Annotated in this window: 4 protein-coding genes; 2 read left to right on the forward strand and 2 right to left on the reverse strand. The window is 61.0% G+C overall.

What is annotated here, in order from left to right; genetic code table 11:
• The first annotated feature begins 2 nt into the window (after window positions 1–2).
• Both lapD and ABEH28_RS23920 read left to right on the forward strand, forming a co-directional pair.
• Window positions 3–1,949 (forward strand): cyclic di-GMP receptor LapD, encoded by a 1,947-nt coding sequence (gene lapD, locus ABEH28_RS23915; RefSeq protein ID WP_346627707.1) that lies wholly within the window; start codon window positions 3–5, stop codon window positions 1,947–1,949.
• A gap of 300 nt (window positions 1,950–2,249) precedes the next feature.
• Window positions 2,250–2,570, forward strand: a complete 321-nt coding sequence (locus ABEH28_RS23920) for a YceK/YidQ family lipoprotein (RefSeq protein WP_346631251.1) — start codon at window positions 2,250–2,252, stop codon at window positions 2,568–2,570.
• Between the two features lie 555 nt (window positions 2,571–3,125).
• Here the strand turns inward: ABEH28_RS23920 and ABEH28_RS23925 are convergent.
• On the reverse strand, window positions 3,126–3,464 hold the full coding sequence (locus tag ABEH28_RS23925; RefSeq protein ID WP_037018113.1) for a hypothetical protein: 339 nt from the start codon (window positions 3,462–3,464) through the stop codon (window positions 3,126–3,128).
• A gap of 83 nt (window positions 3,465–3,547) precedes the next feature.
• On the reverse strand, window positions 3,548–19,138 hold the full coding sequence (locus ABEH28_RS23930; protein ID WP_346631252.1) for a retention module-containing protein: 15,591 nt from the start codon (window positions 19,136–19,138) through the stop codon (window positions 3,548–3,550).
• Window positions 19,139–19,359 lie beyond the last annotated feature (221 nt).

The raw sequence follows: 19,359 nt of genomic DNA on the forward strand, positions 1-19,359 counted from the left end.
TGATGTCTCTGTTCAAACAGCTGTTGATCGCGATCTGTCTGTTCATGGTGGTTGCCTTTGCGGGAAGTTTTGTCGTCAGCCTGGAAAGCTCCCGGGCGCAGTACGTCAATCAGCTTCGCTCCCACGCCCAGGACGCTGCGACGTCGCTGGCGCTGTCGCTGACGTCCAATATCGACGACCCGGCGATGGTCGAGCTGATGGTGGCGTCGATTTTCGACAGCGGTTACTACGCGAGCATCCGCGTGGTGGACCTGGCGAGTGGCGACGCGATCGTCGAGCGCAGTGCGACGCCGGACAATCAGGGCGTGCCGCAGTGGTTCATCAACGCCATCGGGCTTGAGCCGGCGGGCGGCGAGGCGATTGTCAGCCGTGGCTGGCAGCAGACGGCGCGGGTCGAGGTGGTCAGCCATCCGATGTTCGCGCTCGCGAAGTTGTGGCAGAGCGCACTGGGCAGCCTTGGCTGGTTGCTGGTGTGCGGTGTGGTCAGTGCGATTCTGGGCGCGATGTTGTTGCGCCGGCAGCTCAAGCCGCTGGACTACATGGTGGCGCAGTCCCAGGCGATTGGCCGTCGCGAGTTCCTCGTTCTGCCCGAACTGCCGCGCACGCCTGAGTTGCGCCGGGTGGTGCAGGCGATGAACCAGATGGTCGAGAAGCTCAAGGCGCTGTTTCAGGAAAGCACCGAGCGCAGCGAGAAACTGCGCATCGAGTCGTATCAGGACAGCCTGACCGGGCTGTCTAACCGCCGTTATTTCGATATGCAGCTCAACGCCCACGTCAGCCATCTGGAAGACGGCCGTGCGGGGTATTTGATGATGTTGCGCGTCAACGACCTCGCCGGCTTGAACCAGCGTCTCGGCGGCAAGCGCACCGATGCCTTGCTGGTGGCGGTGGCGGAGCAGTTGGTGCGTCACTGTGAGAAGTACCCTGAAACCCGCAACCTCATCAGTCGCAGCCGTGGCGGGGAGTTCGCCGTGCTGGCGCCAGGCATGGTTCACGATGAAGCCGTGCAGTGGGTGCAGAATCTTGAGGCGGCGCTGCAAAGTCTGGAAGCCACCGGCGCCTCCGATGTCTCGCCTGTCGCGCACATGGGGCTCGCGCCGTACAGCCCGGGCGATGCGTCGCTGACCTTGCTGGCGCTGGCGGATCAGGCGCTGTCCCAGGCCGAAAGCGGCGGCGAGCAGTCGTGGTATTGCATCGAGCGTGGGGCGATTGGTGATCTGGGTGAAGATCAGCATGCGTGGCACAGGACGCTGGACCATGCCCTTGAGCACGGGCGTTTTCAGCTGTTCTTTCAGCCGGTGGTCGAGTCTCGTGATGGGGCGAAAGTGCTGCATTACAAAGTGCTGTCACGGCTGGTCGATGCTGACGGCGAGACGATTCCTGCCGGGCGCTTTCTGCCGTGGCTGGAACGCTTTGGCTGGTCGAGCCGGCTGGATTTACTGATGTTGCAGCAGGTGCTGGCGCATCTGGGCACGCACAATGAGCGACTGGCGCTGAACTTGTCGGCGGCCACGCTTAACGATCCGTCAGCGCTGAATGAGGTATTCAACGCCCTGCGCCAGCACCCGAAACTCGGCGCACGCCTGACCTTCGAGATCGGCGAGGAACAGGTGCCCGAACAGGCGGTGCTGGAGAAGTTGACCCGCCGTCTGCAGGAAGCCGGCTACTCCCTGGCGCTGCAGCGGTTTGGTGGGCGTTTCAGCATGATCGGCAACCTGGCACATTTGGGGCTGGCCTATTTGAAGATCGATGGCAGCTACATCCGCACCATCGATCAGGAAAGCCACAAGCGCTTGTTTATCGAAGCGGTCCAGCGCGCGGCACACAGTATCGACCTGCCGCTGATTGCCGAGCGGGTTGAGACCGAAGGCGAACACCGGGTGATCCTGGAAATGGGCATCGAAGGGGTGCAAGGGCGGCTGTTCGGTGACCCTGCGCCGTGGAAGTAACGAACCAAGGAACGCGCCCGCTGTTTTCTCAATATCGATGGCTGACGCGCTAGTATGGGAGCGCGCTTGCCTGCGAAAGCGGCGTGCCAGACGGCATGGATGTCACCGACCCGCCGCTTCGCGACCGTCGTAACCTCCGATTGCTCCTACAGGGGATTTGCGTTCGACGTTGATGTTGAATGCGAGTACAAAAATTGTGGGAGCGAGCTTGCTCGCGAAGAGGTCAATACATCCGCTAAATATTCAGCGGCTGAAACACCTACCGAGCTGTTATTCACATCAAACAATGGAAGCACTTTTATGAAGCTATGGACTGCAGTATTAATGATGGCAACCCTCTCAGGGTGCGGCACCATCAAGACCCTCAACGACGAAAAAGGGGCCGCGGATACACTGGCGCGCCACAGCTCCAATTGCCAGTCCATCCCCCGTGCGTACAGCGGTGCGGTTTACCAGTTCTGCACCTTGAACGCCCCGCCGGTTTCCGGCCCACACTGGTCTGCGCCCACCATTGCACTGGACATGGCCCTATCCGCCGTCGCCGATACCGTGCTGCTGCCCTATACCGGGTATCAGCAATACCAGCAGGGCGATATCAAGGTCCGACGCAAGCAATACTGATCGGTCTGCGCCGTCACCTGGGGTTGAAAGCTTCGTGAGCAAGTTCACTCCCACAAGTGCACCGTTTGCCGCGGAGTAGCAGCGCATCTGAAAGATGGGCTCTGCTCAATCATGACCACCAGAGATGTATCAGTCGCCGCAGATTCTGTGGGAGCGAGCTTGCTCGCGAAGGCGCCGGTACATCCGCCAAATCTTCAGCGGCTGAAACACCGTCTTCGTGAGCAAGGTGGAGCGCCACCCCGGTCACTCCCACAAGTGCATCGTTTGCCGCGGAGTAGCAGCGCATCTGAAAGATGGGCTCTGCTCAATCATGACCACCAGAGATGTATCAGCTGGCGCAGATCCTGTGGGAGCGAGCTTGCTCGCGAAGAGGTCAATACATCCGCCAAATCTTCAGCGGCTGAAATGCCGTCTTCGTGAGCAAGGTGGAGCGCCACCCCGGTCACTCCCACATGTGCACCATTTGCTGGGGGATAGCAGGCTGTCAGAAACAAGCATCGGGGTTTGCCGCGCGACAGCGCGCCGTTGCCAAACGGCGCGCGAGAAAGAGAGGCCTCAGATCAGCCGTTGTTCATCATCATTGATCAGGTCGCTCAGGCCGCCCAGTGTTTCCCGGGCCTGGGTTCGATCCATCAATTTCGCCTGTGCGGCGGCGGGGAGGTCGGTGATGTTGAGGATGCCTTTGCTGGTCAGGACCTGAATCAAGTCGTCCAGTACCCGGATCATGTCCATGTCGCTGGACTTGAGCTGGATCAGGCTTTTCTCGACCACTTCGTTGGCAAACCAGGCTTGCACCTGATGGTCATCGGGCGGCAGTTGCTCGCTCGCTTCGGCGAACGCCGTTGCTTCCACGCGAACTAGCGTTCCATCGGCATCGCGCTGAACGTAAAACATGGCTCATTCCTCAGGGAGTAACGGTGCTGGCAACCGTCAGGGACGGCTGCCAGCACAGTACAACAGCTCTCGCGACTCAGCTATCAGTGGTGATCGACTTTGATGGTCGGATCCGCACCGCTCACCAGCGAGTTGACCATGGCATTGCTCCAGGTCACGCCTTCCACCTTGATGTGCACATCGGCCGTGGTCGCCGCGGCAGCCGCAGAGACATTCGACGCGAACTGCCCGGTGGTGCTGACTTGCAGAATGGTGTCATGACCATCGTTGGTGATTTGCAGGTACTTGCTGAGGGTGTCGGTGTCTTCACCTTGCAGCAGGTCACGCAGGTCGATCCGGTCGCCTTCGCCCTTGTTGAAGTCCTTGATCACGTCAAAGCCACCGCTGTTGGTGTCGCCTGCTTTCCAGGCGAATGTATCGGCACCTGCGCCACCGGTAAGGATGTCGTTGCCTTTACCACCGATCAGAATGTCGTTGCCGTTGCCACCGTTGAGGATGTCGTCGCCACCCTGGCCGAACAGAATGTCGTTGCCATTGCCGCCCAGCAGGGTGTCGTTGCCGTCCTGGGACGTCGACGACGAATTGGTCAGGTGAGCCACCGCGTCAAGATTGTTGGTCACGAACGAGTGCAGCGTCTTGTCATCGATGGTCGACACATTCACGTGCAAGGTATCTGCCGCGAACGCCTTCAGCGCCGTAATGCCGCCCTGCGTGTTGTAGGTGATCAGATCACCGAACAGGATGTCATTGCCGTCGCCACCGTTGAGGGTGTCGCTGCCCGGAGCGATATCTTTCTGGTCGCCCAGTACCGCTTTCGCCAGGTCATCGGCGTTGACGTTGGTCTGCGCGTGACCGTCGCTGTCGTAGTGATTGAGCGTGCTCGTCTTGACCGCCGAGTTCAGGCCGATCGCTTCGATGGTGGGCGACTGCTTCAGCAACAGTGCGTAACCGGTGTCCGCTTCAGCCAGCACAACGCTGCTGCCGTTGGTTTCAGGTGAGTTCAGGCTGTATTCCTGACCGCCCTTGCCGTCGGCGTGGCTGGCGAGGGTGCCCACCAGCTTGCCGGTCGTGCTGCTGGCGTAGCTGTAAACATGGCCCACGGTGTCGATGGCGACTTTGCCGTTCACCGAATACGTACTGCCCAGATGCCAGCTTTCCAGGCCCATCGCCAGTGTGACAGCCGTGCCGTTCACCGTACCGAGCACCGTGCTGGTGTTCTGGTAAACGTTAGGCTCGCCGTCGGTGATGAAGTACGTGCGGTTCTCGCCCGTCGGGTTGGTGCTGTTCAAGCCGGCAAACCAGTTCGCCGTGGTCTTGAAGGCATCTTCGTAGTTGGTGGTACCGCCCGATGTCATGGTCGCCAGAGCAGCGGCCAATGTTTTCAGCGCAGCGGCCTTGTCAGACATGTCCACCGAGACGGTCGAGCGCACGTTGGTGTCGAAATCCACCAACAGCACGTTGATCTTGCCGGCGTTGGCCGTTTGAGCACCGTTCGCCAGTTTCTCGAAGACCGACTGCAGCTGCGTTTTCGCCGTATCGAGGGATTTGCCCATGCTGCCCGAGCTGTCGACGATGAAGGCGATGTTGTAGCTCTTGCCCTGCACGATGGTCGTGCCGCTGACGTCGCCAACGATGATGTCGCCGCCGGTGGTGCCGTTGATTGGCGTCGGGTCGGTGCCGGCCAGGCCTTCGCTCGAGGTGTAGGTCTGAGGCTCGACGGTAACGGTGATCGCCTTGCTGTCGCTGGCGCTGGCCACGGCGCTTGGAACGCCTGGCACAGTCGCTTCGGTCGCCGTCGCCGTGACGTTCAGCGTGAACTTGCCGCTGAAGTAGTCAGGCGTGGTGATGCTCAGCGTCGACAGGTCGAATTGGCTGACGTCGATCGTGTCCATCACGGTTTTGCCGTTTTCGACGTGGGTCGTCACGGTGGCCGTGTGGCCTGCGGCGTCGGTCAGGATCGAGCCGGCCGGTGCGCCGCCGCTCAGGGTGGTGACGTGAGTCTCCGAACCGTCGAGGCTGTCGCCGAATACCGCCTGGATCGGGCTCAGCTTGATCGCGGCGCCTTCGGTGCCGTGGTTCAGCTCGTAGCCGGTGTAATAACCCTCACCGCTGCCAACCGTGCCTTCGTGCAATGGCGAGACGTTCAGGCCGGAAGCCTTGAGGTCATCGACCGTTGCGAACAGCAGCACGTTGCTGCCGTTCAGGGCCACGGTCTGAGTCGCGCCGGTGCTGATGGTCTTGTCGACCAGATTGATGCTGTAGCTGCCCGGGCCCGCCTGGTTGTAGTGGTAGATGTCCAGGGTGTAGTAGCCAGACTCCGTCGGCGTGAAGCCCGCGCTCTGGATCTTGCCGCCCGCACCCCATGTGGCGTTGGCCGCAGTCTGGCCCGCCACGGTGATCAACAGGCTGTCGTCTGCCGTACCGGAGAAGGTGTAGGTGTGGCCGGCTTCCATGTAGATCAGGCCGGACAACTTGGTGCCGGTGCCGACCGCGACGGAGGAGTCCTGTGCAGCGGTGGCGACGGTGTGCGAGGTCGATGCAACGGTGGTGTTGAAGCCGGCCTTGATGGTCGCTTCGTTGGCGCCGTTGCCGTCGGTTCCCATGTTCTTCAGCGTGCCGACATAAACGTCTTTCACCAGGCCGGTCGACTGAACGATGCCGGAGCCCAGCGTCACCACTGGTTGGTCGGCGACAGGCGCCACATTGATGGTGCCGGTGGCTTTGACCGAACTCGCCAGACCCTGATCGTCCACTGCCTTGTAGGTGAACGACGTGCTGCCCGCCCAATCGGCGGCTGGCTTGAAGTACACCGTTGCAGCGTTGCCGACGGCGACGATGTTGCTCAGGCTGGTCAACGCGACCTTGCCCGCAGCATCCGCGTAGAACGTGCCGTGCGCAGCCATGTCGACCAGGTTGAAGTGGTCGATTTTGCTGTCCACGTCGGTCGCGCTCAGCGTCACGGCGATGGCCGGGCTGTCTTCGTTGCCGCTGCCGGTCGTGGCGTTGGCCACCGGAACATCGTTGACCGTCGTGATGTGAATCGTCGAGGTGGTGTTGGCGATGTTGTTGGTGGCACTGCCGTCGTTGACGCTGATGTTGATGATGCGATCGTCTTTGACAGGGTCGTGAGACGTGCTGTCGAAGGTAATCGACGAGATCGCCGTCTGATACTGCGCCGCCGTGCCCGCACCGAACGTGATGACCTTGCCGGTCACCACGTTGTTGGTGACGATGTCGGTGGTGGTGACGCTCAGGCCAGCGGTGTTGCCGATCGCCAGCAGATCACCCGCCTTGTAGTTGGTCAGCGTGACAGTGGCGCTTTGCAGCGTCGGGCTGTCGGCGTCTTTCAGGGTGAAGTCTGCAGCAATCAGGCCTGGACCTTTGCCCGGCGCGGTGACATCGCCGCCGACCAGGGTTTCGTTCCAGGTGTTGCCGAAGTCCTTGCCATCGCCGGTGTGGCCGATGACGGGCGCGTCGTTCACGGCGGTGACCGAGATCTTGCTGCCGGCAACCAGCGAATCCTGCGTACCGGTACCGTCGCCTTTTGCGCCGGAGTCGGTCACTTGAACTGTCACGGCACGGTCACCCGCCTGAGGGTTGTCGCCCGGGCTGTTGAAGGTGATCGACTGGATCAGCGCTTTGTACTGGTCAATGGTCGCGATGCCGTTGATCTTGAAGCCGTTCACCAGGCCTGCATCGTTGTGGGTTTCCACCACGCTGACGCCTTTCGGCGCAGTGCCGGTGAAGGTCAGTACGTCGCCTGCCTTCACATCGACCGACACCACGGCCTTGCTCAGGGTGGTGTTGTCGACATCGGCCAGGTTCAGGTTCTTGACGATCGAGACCGCCGCGTCGTTTTCAGTAAAGGCAACCGACGCAGTGCTCACGGTCGGTACATCGTTGACCGTGGTGATGTGGATCGTCGAGGTCGTGGACGCGATGTTGTTGACCGCGCTGCCGTCATCGACAGTGATGTTGATGATGCGGTTGTCTTTCGACGGATCATGGGACGTGCTGTCGAAGGTGATCGACTGAATCGCCGTCTGGTACTGGGCAGCTGTGCCTGCGCCGAACGTGATGGTTTTGCCGGTCACTGCGCCGGAGGCGTCTTTTACATCACTCAGGGTATAGGTCAGGGCACCCGGTTTGCCGACATTCAGGACGTCGCCGTCTTTGAAGTTGGTCAGCGTGACGGTCGCGCTTTTCAGCGTCGTGCTGTCGGCGTCGTTCAGGGTGAAATCGCGAGCGATCTGACCTGGGCCTTTGCCCGGCGCGGTGACATCGCCACCGACGGCGGTTTCGTTCCAGGTGTTGCCGAACTCTTTGCCCGTCCCGGTGTGGCCGATGACCGGCGCGTCGTTCACGGCGATCACGTTGATCTGGCTGTTGTGAACCACAGTCAGGTTGTCAGTGCCGTTGGCATCGGCGTCAGTCACAGCGATGGTCACGCCGCGTGGCGCGGTGTTCGGGTTATCGCTGTTGTCGGCGTAGGTGATCGACTTGATCAGGGTTTCGTAGTTGGCAACCGAAGCCTTGCCAGTCAGGTCGATGACGATGTTGCCGTTGGCGTCGTTGCTCAGCGTGTACTTGATGCCCAGACCGGTATCGCCGCTGGTATCGCCTTTGTAGTACTGGGAAACGATCAGGTCTTCAGCCTGAATACCGGTCAGCGTGATTTTCGCGCTGCTCAGCTGGGTGCTGTCGATGTCGGTGATGCTGAAGTTTTTGACGATCGCGGTCGGGGCGTCATTTTCGGTGTAGGTGATGCTGCCGAAATTCACGACCGGTGCGTCGTTCACTGGCGTCACGTTAACGGTCAGCGGCTGTTGGGTCGTCGCAGACGGTCCATTCAGTTCGGTGGACGTCGCGTTGACGGTCAGGTTGATCTGGCCGTTGAAGTTTTCCGGTGGCGTGATGGTCACCTTGGTCAGGTCCCAGCCGTCGAGCGCCGCAGTGCCGTTGCCGCCGGCAGTTGACGTGTAGCTGTGAGTGCCATCGGTGACAACGGCACCGACCGGAACGCCGGAAACGGTCAGGTGGGTCAGGCTCTCGGAACCGTCGGTATCGACCAGCGTGGTGCCAATGTTCAGGTGGATGGCCGTGTCTTCCGGGCCGGTGACGGCAGGCGCGATCACGGTCGGGGCGTCTGCCACCGGTGCCACATGGACGTTGAACGTCAGGTCTTTGCTGACCGGAGCCGCTGCGCCGTCTTGGGCGGTAGCGGTGACGGTCAGAGCGATGTCGCCGCTGAAGTTGGCCGGCGGGGTCAGCTTGAGTTTGCTCAGGTCCCAATCGGTCACGTCAGTGGCGGTTGCACCGGCGGTGGCGTTGAAGGTGTGCGTGCCGTCGCTCAGGGAAGCGCCAACCGGAATGCCCTTCATGCTGACGGTCAGGGTTTCGGAACCGTCGACGTCGGTGGTCGCTGCCTTGATGGTCGACAGCAGAATCGCGTTGTCTTCCAGGCCGCTGTTCAGGTGCTCGGTGACGCTGATGTTGTTGATCACGCCGCCGAGGGAGTTCGCGTCGCCAGCCTTGAATTCCAGCTTCGCGCTGCCGTCGGTGGTGACCGGCACGTCGAAGGTGTAGGTCTTCAGACCCACCACGGTATTGGTCAGCGTGCCGACCAGCTTGCCGCCCCAGAAGACGTTGATCAGCGAGTTGTCGACCGCGCCTGCACGGACCGAATAATCGAGCGAAACGGTGTAGGTCGCGCCGGCTTTGGCGTCGATGTTGGTGTACAGGTTGCTCGGGTCGCCGCTGTTTCGCTCCAGTTCCAGCACCTGGCTGTTGTTGCTGTTGCCGGCAACGCCGTAGGTACCCGGGGTGTGGATCTCAACGGTGCCGCCGCTGTTGTCGGTGTGCCATGCGCCACTGCCGATGTTGCCGATCACAGTCGTGGTCGCGCCGTTCACATTCAGCGAAGCCACGGTCTGGTCGTCCACGAGGGACAGGGCAGGGGTGTCGGTGACCGGATTGACCTTGATGGTGCCGGTTGCCGGAGTGGTGTCTGCCTGACCCTGGTTGTCGACGGCGGTGTAGGTGAATTGGGTGCTGCCGCTCCAGTCGCCGTCCGGCTTGAAGTAGACGGTGGCGCTGTTGCCGGTCGCCTTGATGACGCTGGTGCCGTCCAGTGCCTGAGTGCCTGCGGCATCGGCGAAGAACGTGCCGTGCTGACCCAGGTTGACCAGGTTGAAGTGGTCGATGGTGCCGTCGACATCGGTGCCGGTCAGCTTGACCGCCACGGTGTTGTCTTCGTCGCCCGTCGCCGTCGCTGGCTTGGTCACCGGCGCATCGTTGACGGAAATCACGTTGATCTGACTGTCGTGAACGACGGTCAGGTTGTTGGTGCCATTGGCATCCACGTCGGTCACAGCAATGGTCACGCCGCGCGGCGTGGTGCTCGGGTTGTTGCTGTTGTCGGCGTAGGTGATCGACTTGATCAGGGTTTCGTAGTTGGCGACCGAAGCGTTGCCAACCAGATCGATAACGATGTTGCCGTTGGCGTCGTTGCTCAGGGTGTACTTGATGCCCAGACCGGTATCGCCGCTGTTATCGCCTTTGTAGTACTGAGACACGATCAGGTCTTCGGCCTGAATACCGGTCAGCGTGATTTTCGCGCTGCTCAGCTGAGTGCTGTCGACGTCAGTGATGCTGAAGTCTTTGACGATCGGCGTCGCTGCACCGTTCTCGGTGTAGGTGATGCTGCCGAAGTTGACCACAGGCGCGTCGTTGACAGGCGTAACCGTGATGGTGCCGGTCGCCGGGGTGGTGGAAGCCAGACCCTGGTTGTCAACGGCGGTATAGGTGAACGGCGTGCTGCCGTTCCAGTTCGCATCTGGCTTGAAGTAGATCGTCGCGCCGTTGTTGGTGGCGGTGATGTCGTTCAGGTTGGTCAGCGGCTGGGTGCCAGCGGCGTCGGAGTAGAAAGTGCCATTGGCAGGCGTGTTGACCAGGTTGAAGTGGTCAATGGTGCCGTCGACGTCGGAGCCGGTCAGCTTGACCGCAACGAGGGTGTCTTCGCTGCCATTGCCTGTGGCGGTGTTGACTACCGGCGCATCGTTTACGGATGCGACGTTAACGGTCAGCGACTTAACCGTGGTGGCCGAGTCGTTGTTGGCGCTTTCGGTCGACGTCGAGCTCACTTGCAGGTTGAACGAGCCGTTGAAGTCTTTCGGCGGCGTGATGGTCAGGGTGCTCAGGTTCCAGCCGGTGAGGTACGCCTCGCCATCGCCGCCTTCAGAAACAGGGATGGAGGTGTAGCTGTGGCCGTTGCCATCGCTCAGCACCGCGCCCACTGGGATGCCGCCCACAATGACCGGGCCGAGGAACTCGGAACCATCGGTGTCCACCAGTGCAGCGCTCAGGTCCAGCTTGATGGCGGTGTCTTCATCGCCCTGAGCGTTGGTGACGGTAACGATCGGGGCATCCGCCACAGGCGTGACGTTGATCGTGCCAGTTGCCGTGTTGCCGGCTGGCAGGTTCTGGTTGTCGACCGCGGTGTAGGTGAAGGTGGTGTCGCCCGCCCAGTTCGCGTCTGGCTTGAAGTAGATCGTCGCGCCGTTGTTGCTGGCGGCGATGTTGGTCAAGTTGGTCAGCGGCAGGGTGCCGGCGGCGTCCGAGTAGAACGTACCGTGTGCAGGCGCAGTGACGAGGTTGAAGTGGCCAATGGTGCCGTCGACATCGGAGCCAGACAGCTTGACGGCGATGGTGGTGTCTTCGTTGCCTGCACCCGAAGCGGCGTTGACTACCGGCGCATCGTTCACGGAAATGACATTGATCTGGCTGTCGTGAACGACGGTCAGGTTGTTGGCGCCGTTGGCATCAGCGTCGGTCACCGCGATGGTCACGCCGCGTGGCGCGGTGCTCGGGTTCTCGCTGTTGTCGGCGTAGGTGATCGACTTGATCAGGGTTTCGTAGTTGGCGACCGAAGCCTTGCCAACCAGGTCGATAACGATGTTGCCGTTGGCGTCGTTGCTCAGGGTGTACTTGATGCCCAGACCGGTATCGCCGCTGTTATCGCCTTTGTAGTACTGAGACACGATCAGGTCTTCAGCCTGAATACCGGTCAGCGTGATTTTCGCGCTGCTCAGCTCTGTGCTGTCGACGTCGGTGATGCTGAAGTTATTGACGATCGCAACCGGTGCACCGTTTTCGGTATACGAGGTGCTGTCGAAGTTCACAACCGGCGCGTCATTGACGGCCGTGACGTTGATCGTGCCAGTGCCTGGAGTGGCGGCGGGCAAACCTTGATTGTCGACAGCGGTGTAGGTGAACGGCGTGCTGCCGTTCCAGTTCGCATCCGGCTTGAAGTAGATCGTCGCGCCGTTGTTGGTCGCGGTGATGTCGTTCAAGTTGGTCAGCGGCTGAGTGCCAGCGGCGTCGGAGTAGAACGTGCCGTTGGCAGGCGTGTTGACCAGATTGAAATGGTCGATCGTGCCGTCCACGTCAGAGCCGGTCAGCTTGACCGCGACGATAGTGTCTTCGTTGCCATTGCCGGTGGCGGCGTTAACAACTGGAGCGTCGTTCACGGCAATAACGTTGATCTGGCTGTCGTGAACAACGGTCAGGTTGTTGGTGCCGTTGGCATCCACGTCGGTGACAGCGATGGTCACGCCACGTGGGGCAGTGCTCGGGTTCTCGCTGTTGTCGGCGTAAGTAATCGACTTGATCAGGGTTTCGTAGTTCGCAACCGAAGCCTTGCCGGTCAAGTCGATGACGATGTTGCCGTTGGCGTCGTTGCTCAGCTTGTAGCTGATACCCAGACTGGTGGTACCGGTGGTGCCATCGGTGCCGCCTTTGTAGTACTGGGAAACGATCAGGTCTTCAGCCTGAATACCGGTCAGCGTGATTTTCGCGCTGCTCAGTTCGGTGCTGTCGACATCAGCGATGCTGAAGTCTTTGACGATCGCGATCGGCGCACCGTTTTCGGTGTAGGTGATGCTGCCGAAGTTGACCACAGGCGCGTCGTTGACCGGCGTGACCGTGATGGTGCCGGTGGCCGGGGTGGTGGAAACCAGGCCCTGATTGTCAACGGCGGTGTAGGTGAACGGCGTGCTGCCATTCCAGTTCGCATCCGGCTTGAAGTAGATCGTCGCACCGTTGTTGGTCGCGGTGATGTCGTTCAGGTTGGTCAGCGGCTGGGTGCCAGCAGCGTCGGAGTAGAAGGTGCCGTTGGCAGGCGTGTTGACCAGGTTGAAATGGTCAATGGTGCCGTCGACGTCCGAACCGGTCAGCTTGACCGCAACGATAGTGTCTTCGTTGCCATTGCCGGTGGCGGTGTTGACCACAGGTGCATCGTTCACCGACGCGACGTTCACAGTCAGGGACTGGGTCGTGGTTGCCGATTGGCCGGTGATCTCAGTCGACGTCGAGCTCACTTGCAGCGTGATCGAACCGTTGAAGTCAGCCGGCGGCGTCAGGGTCAGCTTGGTCAGGTCCCAGCCATCGATGATGACTTTGCCGTCGCCGGTCGGGATCGAGGTGTAGCTGTTTTTGCCGTCGGTCAGCACAGCGCCGACCGGAATACCGCCCACGGTCAGGCCGCTCAGGCTTTCCGAACCGTCGGTGTCGACCAGTGCAGTGCCCACGCTGATCTTGATTGCGGTGTCTTCATCGCCCTGGGCGGTGGTGACGGTAACGATCGGGGCATCCGCCACTGGCGTGACGTTAATGGTGCCGGTCGCCGGGGTGCCGGCTGGCAGGTTCTGGTTGTCGACAGCGGTGTAAGTGAAGGTGGTGTCACCCGCCCAGTTGGCGTCTGGCTTGAAGTAGATCGTCGCGCCGTTGTTGCTGGCGGCGATGTTGGTCAAATTGGTGAGCGGCTGAGTACCGGCGGCGTCCGAGTAGAACGTGCCGTGTGCAGGCGCACTGACCAGATTGAAATGGCCAATGGTGCCATCAACATCGGAGCCAGACAGCTTGACGGCGATGGTGGTGTCTTCGTTGCCTGCACCCGAAGCGGCGTTGACTACCGGCGCATCGTTCACGGAAATGACATTGATCTGGCTGTCGTGAACGATGGTCAGGTTGTTGGTGCCGTTGGCATCAGCGTCGGTCACAGCGATGGTCACGCCGCGTGGCGCAGTGCTCGGGTTCTCGCTGTTGTCGGCGTAAGTAATCGACTTGATCAGGGTTTCATAATTGGCAACCGAAGCCTTGCCGGTCAGGTCGATGACGATATTGCCGTTGGCGTCGTTGCTCAGGGTGTACTTGATGCCCAGGCTCGTGTCGCCAGAGGTACCACCTTTGTAGTACTGCGAAACGATCAGGTCTTCAGCCTGAATACCGGTCAGCGTGATCTTCGCGCTGCTCAGTTGGGTGCTGTCGACGTCGCTGATGCTGAGGTTATTGACTATCGCGATCGGTGCACCGTTTTCGGTGTACGAGGTGCTGTCGAAGTTGACCACTGGCGCATCGTTGACCGGCCCGACGGTGACAGTCAGGGGCACAGTCGTGGTTGCCGATTGACCGGTGATCTCAGTCGAGGTCGAGCTCACTTGCAGGTTGATCGAACCGTTGAAGTCTTTTGGCGGCGTGATTGTCAGGTTGGTCAAATCCCAACCATTAATGTAGACCGCGCCGTCGCCTGTCGGAATCGAGGTGTAGCTGTGGGTGCCGTCAGTCAGCACGGCGCCCACCGGAATACCGGACACCACGAATGGGCCCAGGGATTCGGAGCCATCGGTGTCGACCAGCGCGGTGCTAACGTTCAGCTTGATCGCCGAATCTTCGGCGCCCTGGGCGTTGGTGACGGTAACGATCGGCGCATCAGCCACCGGCGTGACATTGATCGTGCCAGTTGCCGTGTTGCCGGCTGGCAGGTTCTGGTTGTCGACAGCGGTGTAAGTGAAGCTGGTATCACCTGCCCAGTTTGCGTCTGGCTTGAAGTAGATCGTCGCGCCGTTGTTGCTGGCGGCGATGTTGGTCAAGTTGGTCAGCGGCTGAGTACCGGCGGCGTCCGAGTAGAACGTGCCGTGTGCAGGCGCACTGACCAGGTTGAAATGGCCAATGGTGCCGTCGACGTCAGAGCCAGTCAGCTTGACGGCGATGGTGGTGTCTTCGTTGCCAGCACCCGACGCTGTGTTAACGGTCGGTGCATCGTTGACCGCGGTCACGTCAATTTGACCGGTGGCGCTGCCCGACAGGTTGTTGGTGCCGTTGGCATCAACGTCGGTCACTTCGATGGTCACGCCACGTGGGGCAGTGCTTGGGTTATCGCTGCTGTTGGCGTAGGTGATCGAGTTGATCAGCGTGGTGTAGTCAGCGATCGACGCCTTGCCGGTCAGATCGATAACGATATTGCCGTTGGCGTCGTTGCTCAGGTTGTAGCTGATGCCCAGGTCGGTGGTGCCGCTGTTGCCGCCCTTGTAGTACTGGGAAACGATCAGGTCTTCAGCCTGAATGCCGGTCAGCGTGATCTTCGCGCTGCTCAGCTGAGCGCTGTCGACGTCGCCGATCTGCAGATTGCTGACCAATGCCTGAGGTGCGCCGTTTTCGACGTAGTCAGGGTTGGTGAAGGTGACGGTCGGTGCATCGTTGACCGGACCGACGGTGACAGTCAGGGGCACAGTCGTGGTGGCCGATTGGCCGGTCAGCTCGGTGGAGGTCGAGCTCACTTGCAGGTTGATCGAGCCGTTGAAGTCTTTCGGCGGCGTGATCGTCAGGTTGGTCAAATCCCAACCGTTGATGTAGACCGCGCCATCGCCTGTCGGAATCGAGGTGTAGCTGTGGGTGCCATCAGTCAGCACGGCGCCCACGGGAATACCGGACACCACGAACGGGCCCAGGGATTCCGAGCCATCGGTGTCGACCAGCGCGGTGCTCACGTTCAGCTTGATCGCGGAGTCTTCATTACCTTGTGCGTCGGCAACGGTGACGATCGGAGCATCGGCTACCGGCGTAACGTTGATGATGCCGTTCGCCGGCGCGCCTGCAGGCAGGTTTTGGTTGTCGGCAGCGGTGTAGGTGAAGCTGGTATCACCGGCCCAGTTGGCATCCGGTTTGAAGTAGATGGTCGCGCTGTTGTTGCTGGCGGCGATGTTGCTGAGGTTGGTCAGCTCCTGGGTACCAGCTGCGTCGGCGTAGAACTTGCCGTGCTCGGCCATGGTGACCAGGTTGAAGTGGTCGATGGTGCCGTCGACATCAGCGCCGGTCAGCTTGACCGCAATGGCGGTGTCTTCGTCGCCCTGGCCCAGTGCCGCGTTCACGGTCGGGGCGTCGTTGACGGCAATCACGTTGATCTGGCCGTCGTGCACGGCGGTCAGGTTAGTGGTGCCGTTGGCGTCCAGGTCGGTGACGGAAATGCTCACGCCGCGCGGGACGGTGCTCGGGTTTTCGCTGTTGTCGGCGTAAGTCAGCGACTTGATCAGGGTTTCATAGTTGGCGACCGAGGCATTGCCCGTCAGGTCGATAACGATGTTGCCGTTGGCGTCGTTGCTCAGGGTGTAGGTGATGCCCAGGTCGGTAACGCCAGTGGTGCCACCTTTGTAGTACTGGGACACAACGAGGTCTTCAGCCTGAATGCCGGTCAGCGTGATCTTCGCGCTGCTCAGTTGAGTGCTGTCGATGTCGGTGATGCTGAAGTTGTTGACCAGCGCGACCGGCGCACCGTTTTCGGTGTAGGTCGTGCTGTCGAAGTTGACCGCCGGGCCGTCGTTCACGGGCGTCACGTTGACGATCAGAGACTGCGTCGTGGTGGCCGCATCCTTGTTGGCGGCTTCGGTCGAGGTCGAGCTCACCTGCAAGGTGATCGGGCCGTTGAAGTCTTTCGGCGGCGTGATCGTCAGGTTGTTCAAGTCCCAACCGTCGATGTAGACGGCGCCGTCGCCTGTCGGAATCGAGGTGTAGCTGTGGGTGCCGTCAGTCAGCACGGCACCGACCGGAATGCCGGACACAACCAACGGGCCCAGGGATTCGGAGCCATCGGTGTCGACCAGCGCGGTGCTCAGGGTCAGCTTGATCGCGGTGTCTTCATTACCTTGGGCGTCGGCAACGGTCACGGTCGGCGCATCGGCCACCGGCGTAACGTTGATGATGCCGTTGGCCGGCACGCCGGCTGGCTGGCCCTGATTGTCGACCGCGGTGTAGGTGAAGCTGGTGTCGCCCGCCCAGTTGGCGTTCGGTTTGAAGTAGATCGTCGCGCCGTTGGCGGTGGCGGCGATGTTGCTGAGGTTGGTCAGCGCCTGGGTCCCGGCGGCATCGGCGTAGAACGTGCCGTTGGCTGCCAGGCTCACCAGGTTGAAGTGATCGATGGTGCCGTCGACGTCAGCGCCGGTCAGCTTGACCGCGATGGTGGTGTCTTCGTCGCCTTTGCCCGATGCGTCGGTGACGGTCGGTGCATCGTTGACCGGGGTGATGTCGACTTCGCCGGTGGCACTGCCCGTCAGGTTGTTGGTGCCGTGGGTGTCCACGTCAGTTACTTCGATCGTCACGCCGCGCGGGGTGGTGATCGGGGCGTCACTGCTGTTGGCGTAAGTGATCGAGTTGATCAGCGTGGTGTAGTCGGCGATCGAGGCGTTGCCGCTCAACTGAATGACAACGTTGCCGTTGGCGTCATTGCCCAGCGTGTAGCTGATGCCCGAGGCCGTGGTGCCGGTGTTGCCGCCCTGGAAGGACGGCGAAGCGATCAGGTCTTCGGCCTGAACGCCAGTCACGGTGATCTTCGCGCCGCTCAACTGGCCGCCGTCGACGTCGCCGATCTGCAGGTTGTTGACCAGTGCCTGTGGTGCGCCGTTTTCGACGTAATCGGTGCTGGTGAACGAGACGGTCGGGGCGTCATTGACGGCAACGACGTGCACGATGCTGGTGGCCGGCACGGAATCGTTCTGGCCATCGTTGACGGTCACAGTAATGGTGCGGTCCGCGACGCTCGGGTCCTGGCTGCTGTTCTGGAAGGTGATCGACTTGATCACGGCTTCGTATTCGGCAGCGGTGGCGGCACCGGTCAGGGTCAGTACGATCTGGCCGTTGACGGTGGCGGTAGTGACCGCGATGTTCGCGTTCGGGCTGCCCACCACTAATGTGTCGGCGTCCTGAGCGTTGGTCAGGGTGACTTTCGCGCTTTGCAGGGTCGGGCTGTCGGCGTCAGTGACGGTCAACTGGTCGGCGATCGAAACGCCAGCCTGGCCTTCGGTGAACGTGGTTTCGCTATTGGTGCCGTTACCGCCGCCATTCGGATCGACAACCGGCAGAGCGTCGTTGTCGATGATGGTGGTGGTGACGCTGCCATTGGTCGCGCTGGCAACGATGTTCTCGAAGTTGCCGCCGGTGATGGCGCCGATCGCGACGGTGACGTTTTCAACGCCTTCCGGGATCGTGTCATTAAGGGTGTTCAGGTCGAAGGTGACGCTGCTGCTGTTGGCAGGGATCTTCACGCTGACCACTTGCGTGTAGTCAGAGCCGTTGGATGCGGTGCCACTGTAGGTCAGATTGATCGTGACTTCGGTCTGCGCCGGGTTGCTCAACGTAATGGTGTACGTGGCAGCCTGGCCTTCAACCACCGACTGGGTGCCGGTGATACTGGCAACGGTGGTGTCGATGCTGTCGACGATCTGCACCACAGCCGGCGCCGTGTTAGGCACCAGGTTCTCAAAGTTGCCGCCGGTTGCGCCGGTAATCGTGGTGCTGATAACGGTGTTGGTGTTGTAGACGTCATTCGCTGGGGCCGCGACGACAACCGTACCGGTGGACTCGCCCGCACGGATGGTGATGGTCGAACCGTCGGACAAGGTGACGTTGACCGGGGTCTGTGCCGGGTTGGTCAGCGTAGCGGTGTAGGTGATCGAGGTGCCTTCGACAGACGTCGGCGCAGCGCTGAGGCTGACCGTGGTGGTGTCGATGGTGTCGGTGATGGTGGTCACCGCCGGCGTCGGATCAGTCGTCACGACCAGACCGCCACCGCCCGTTGTGCCGGTGATGGTGGTGCTGATAACGGAAGGGTCAATGTACGGCGTGTTGTTGTCAGCCAGTTGAACAGTGGTTGAGCCGGACGTGTCGCCGCCACGAATGACAATGGTCGAACCGTTGGACAGGGTGACCGTCAGGTCCGACGTCGGTGCCTGAGTGATGTTCGCCGTGTAAACCAGCGCGCCGCCGGCTTCGGTCAGCGTCTGGGTGGCGGTCAGTGTCAGGGTGCCGGTCGGTTGCGGCGCGACGGGGGTACCGCCGTTGTCGTTGCCGTTGTCGATCGCCAGACCGTTGCTCAGCGTAGGCGGCGGCGTGGTCGTCGTCCCCAGCCCGTTGGTCGGGAAGCCGATGGTCGGATTCACTTCGCCCGCCGTCTCGGTGAGCATCACCACGCTGTGGCCGCCGCCTGCGTTGCCGCCATCACCTGGGGCTGCTTGCGGACCTGCTGCAGTGGCTTCGAGGTCTTTGGTCGGGTCGGCGCCGGCCGCGATGGCCTGCTGCAGTTCGGCAACTGACGGTGCCGCTTGCGCGCTGGCTTCGGCAAGGTTGGTAGTGGACGCCGGTGCGTCGGCACTCCACTGGCTGTCACGGCCAATGTCCAGCTGACGGCCATCGGCAAGCTGCAGCGTGACTGCGCCTCCCGGGCCTGTCTCAAGCTGCTCGCCGGTGAACAACCGGTCACCCTCGATGAGCACACGACGAATCCCTTCCGGGGAAACTGCTACTACCTGGCCAACAATGCTTTTGACGATGGCAACAACACTGCTCATGGGGGTGACTCTCCGAAATTACCGTTCAGTTGGTATCCATCATGCCGACCGGCCTTAACTAACGCCGCTTCATTACTGGATGACGTAAAGATTCGCATTTGTTTCATTGCCAGATAACAAGTTAGGGAACTTATTAAGTTGCTCGTAATCTGGCGTCAATTTATTAACAGCAGGTCGGCACCGGAATTAACTTTCTGCCAAAGTATTGACCTATTCGGCGA

It is taken from the genome of Pseudomonas sp. Ps21-P2, from assembly GCF_039672565.1.
In the GTDB taxonomy this organism is placed as follows: domain Bacteria; phylum Pseudomonadota; class Gammaproteobacteria; order Pseudomonadales; family Pseudomonadaceae; genus Aquipseudomonas.

What these genes read in the sequence shown, in the direction of transcription:
- ABEH28_RS23925 (WP_037018113.1), bottom strand. Translation starts at nt 3,464, where the DNA reads ATGTTTTACGTTCAGCGCGATGCCGATGGAACGCTAGTTCGCGTGGAA.
- ABEH28_RS23930 (WP_346631252.1), bottom strand. Translation starts at nt 19,138, where the DNA reads ATGAGCAGTGTTGTTGCCATCGTCAAAAGCATTGTTGGCCAGGTAGTA.
- ABEH28_RS23920 (WP_346631251.1), top strand. Translation starts at nt 2,250, where the DNA reads ATGAAGCTATGGACTGCAGTATTAATGATGGCAACCCTCTCAGGGTGC.
- lapD (WP_346627707.1), top strand. Translation starts at nt 3, where the DNA reads ATGTCTCTGTTCAAACAGCTGTTGATCGCGATCTGTCTGTTCATGGTG.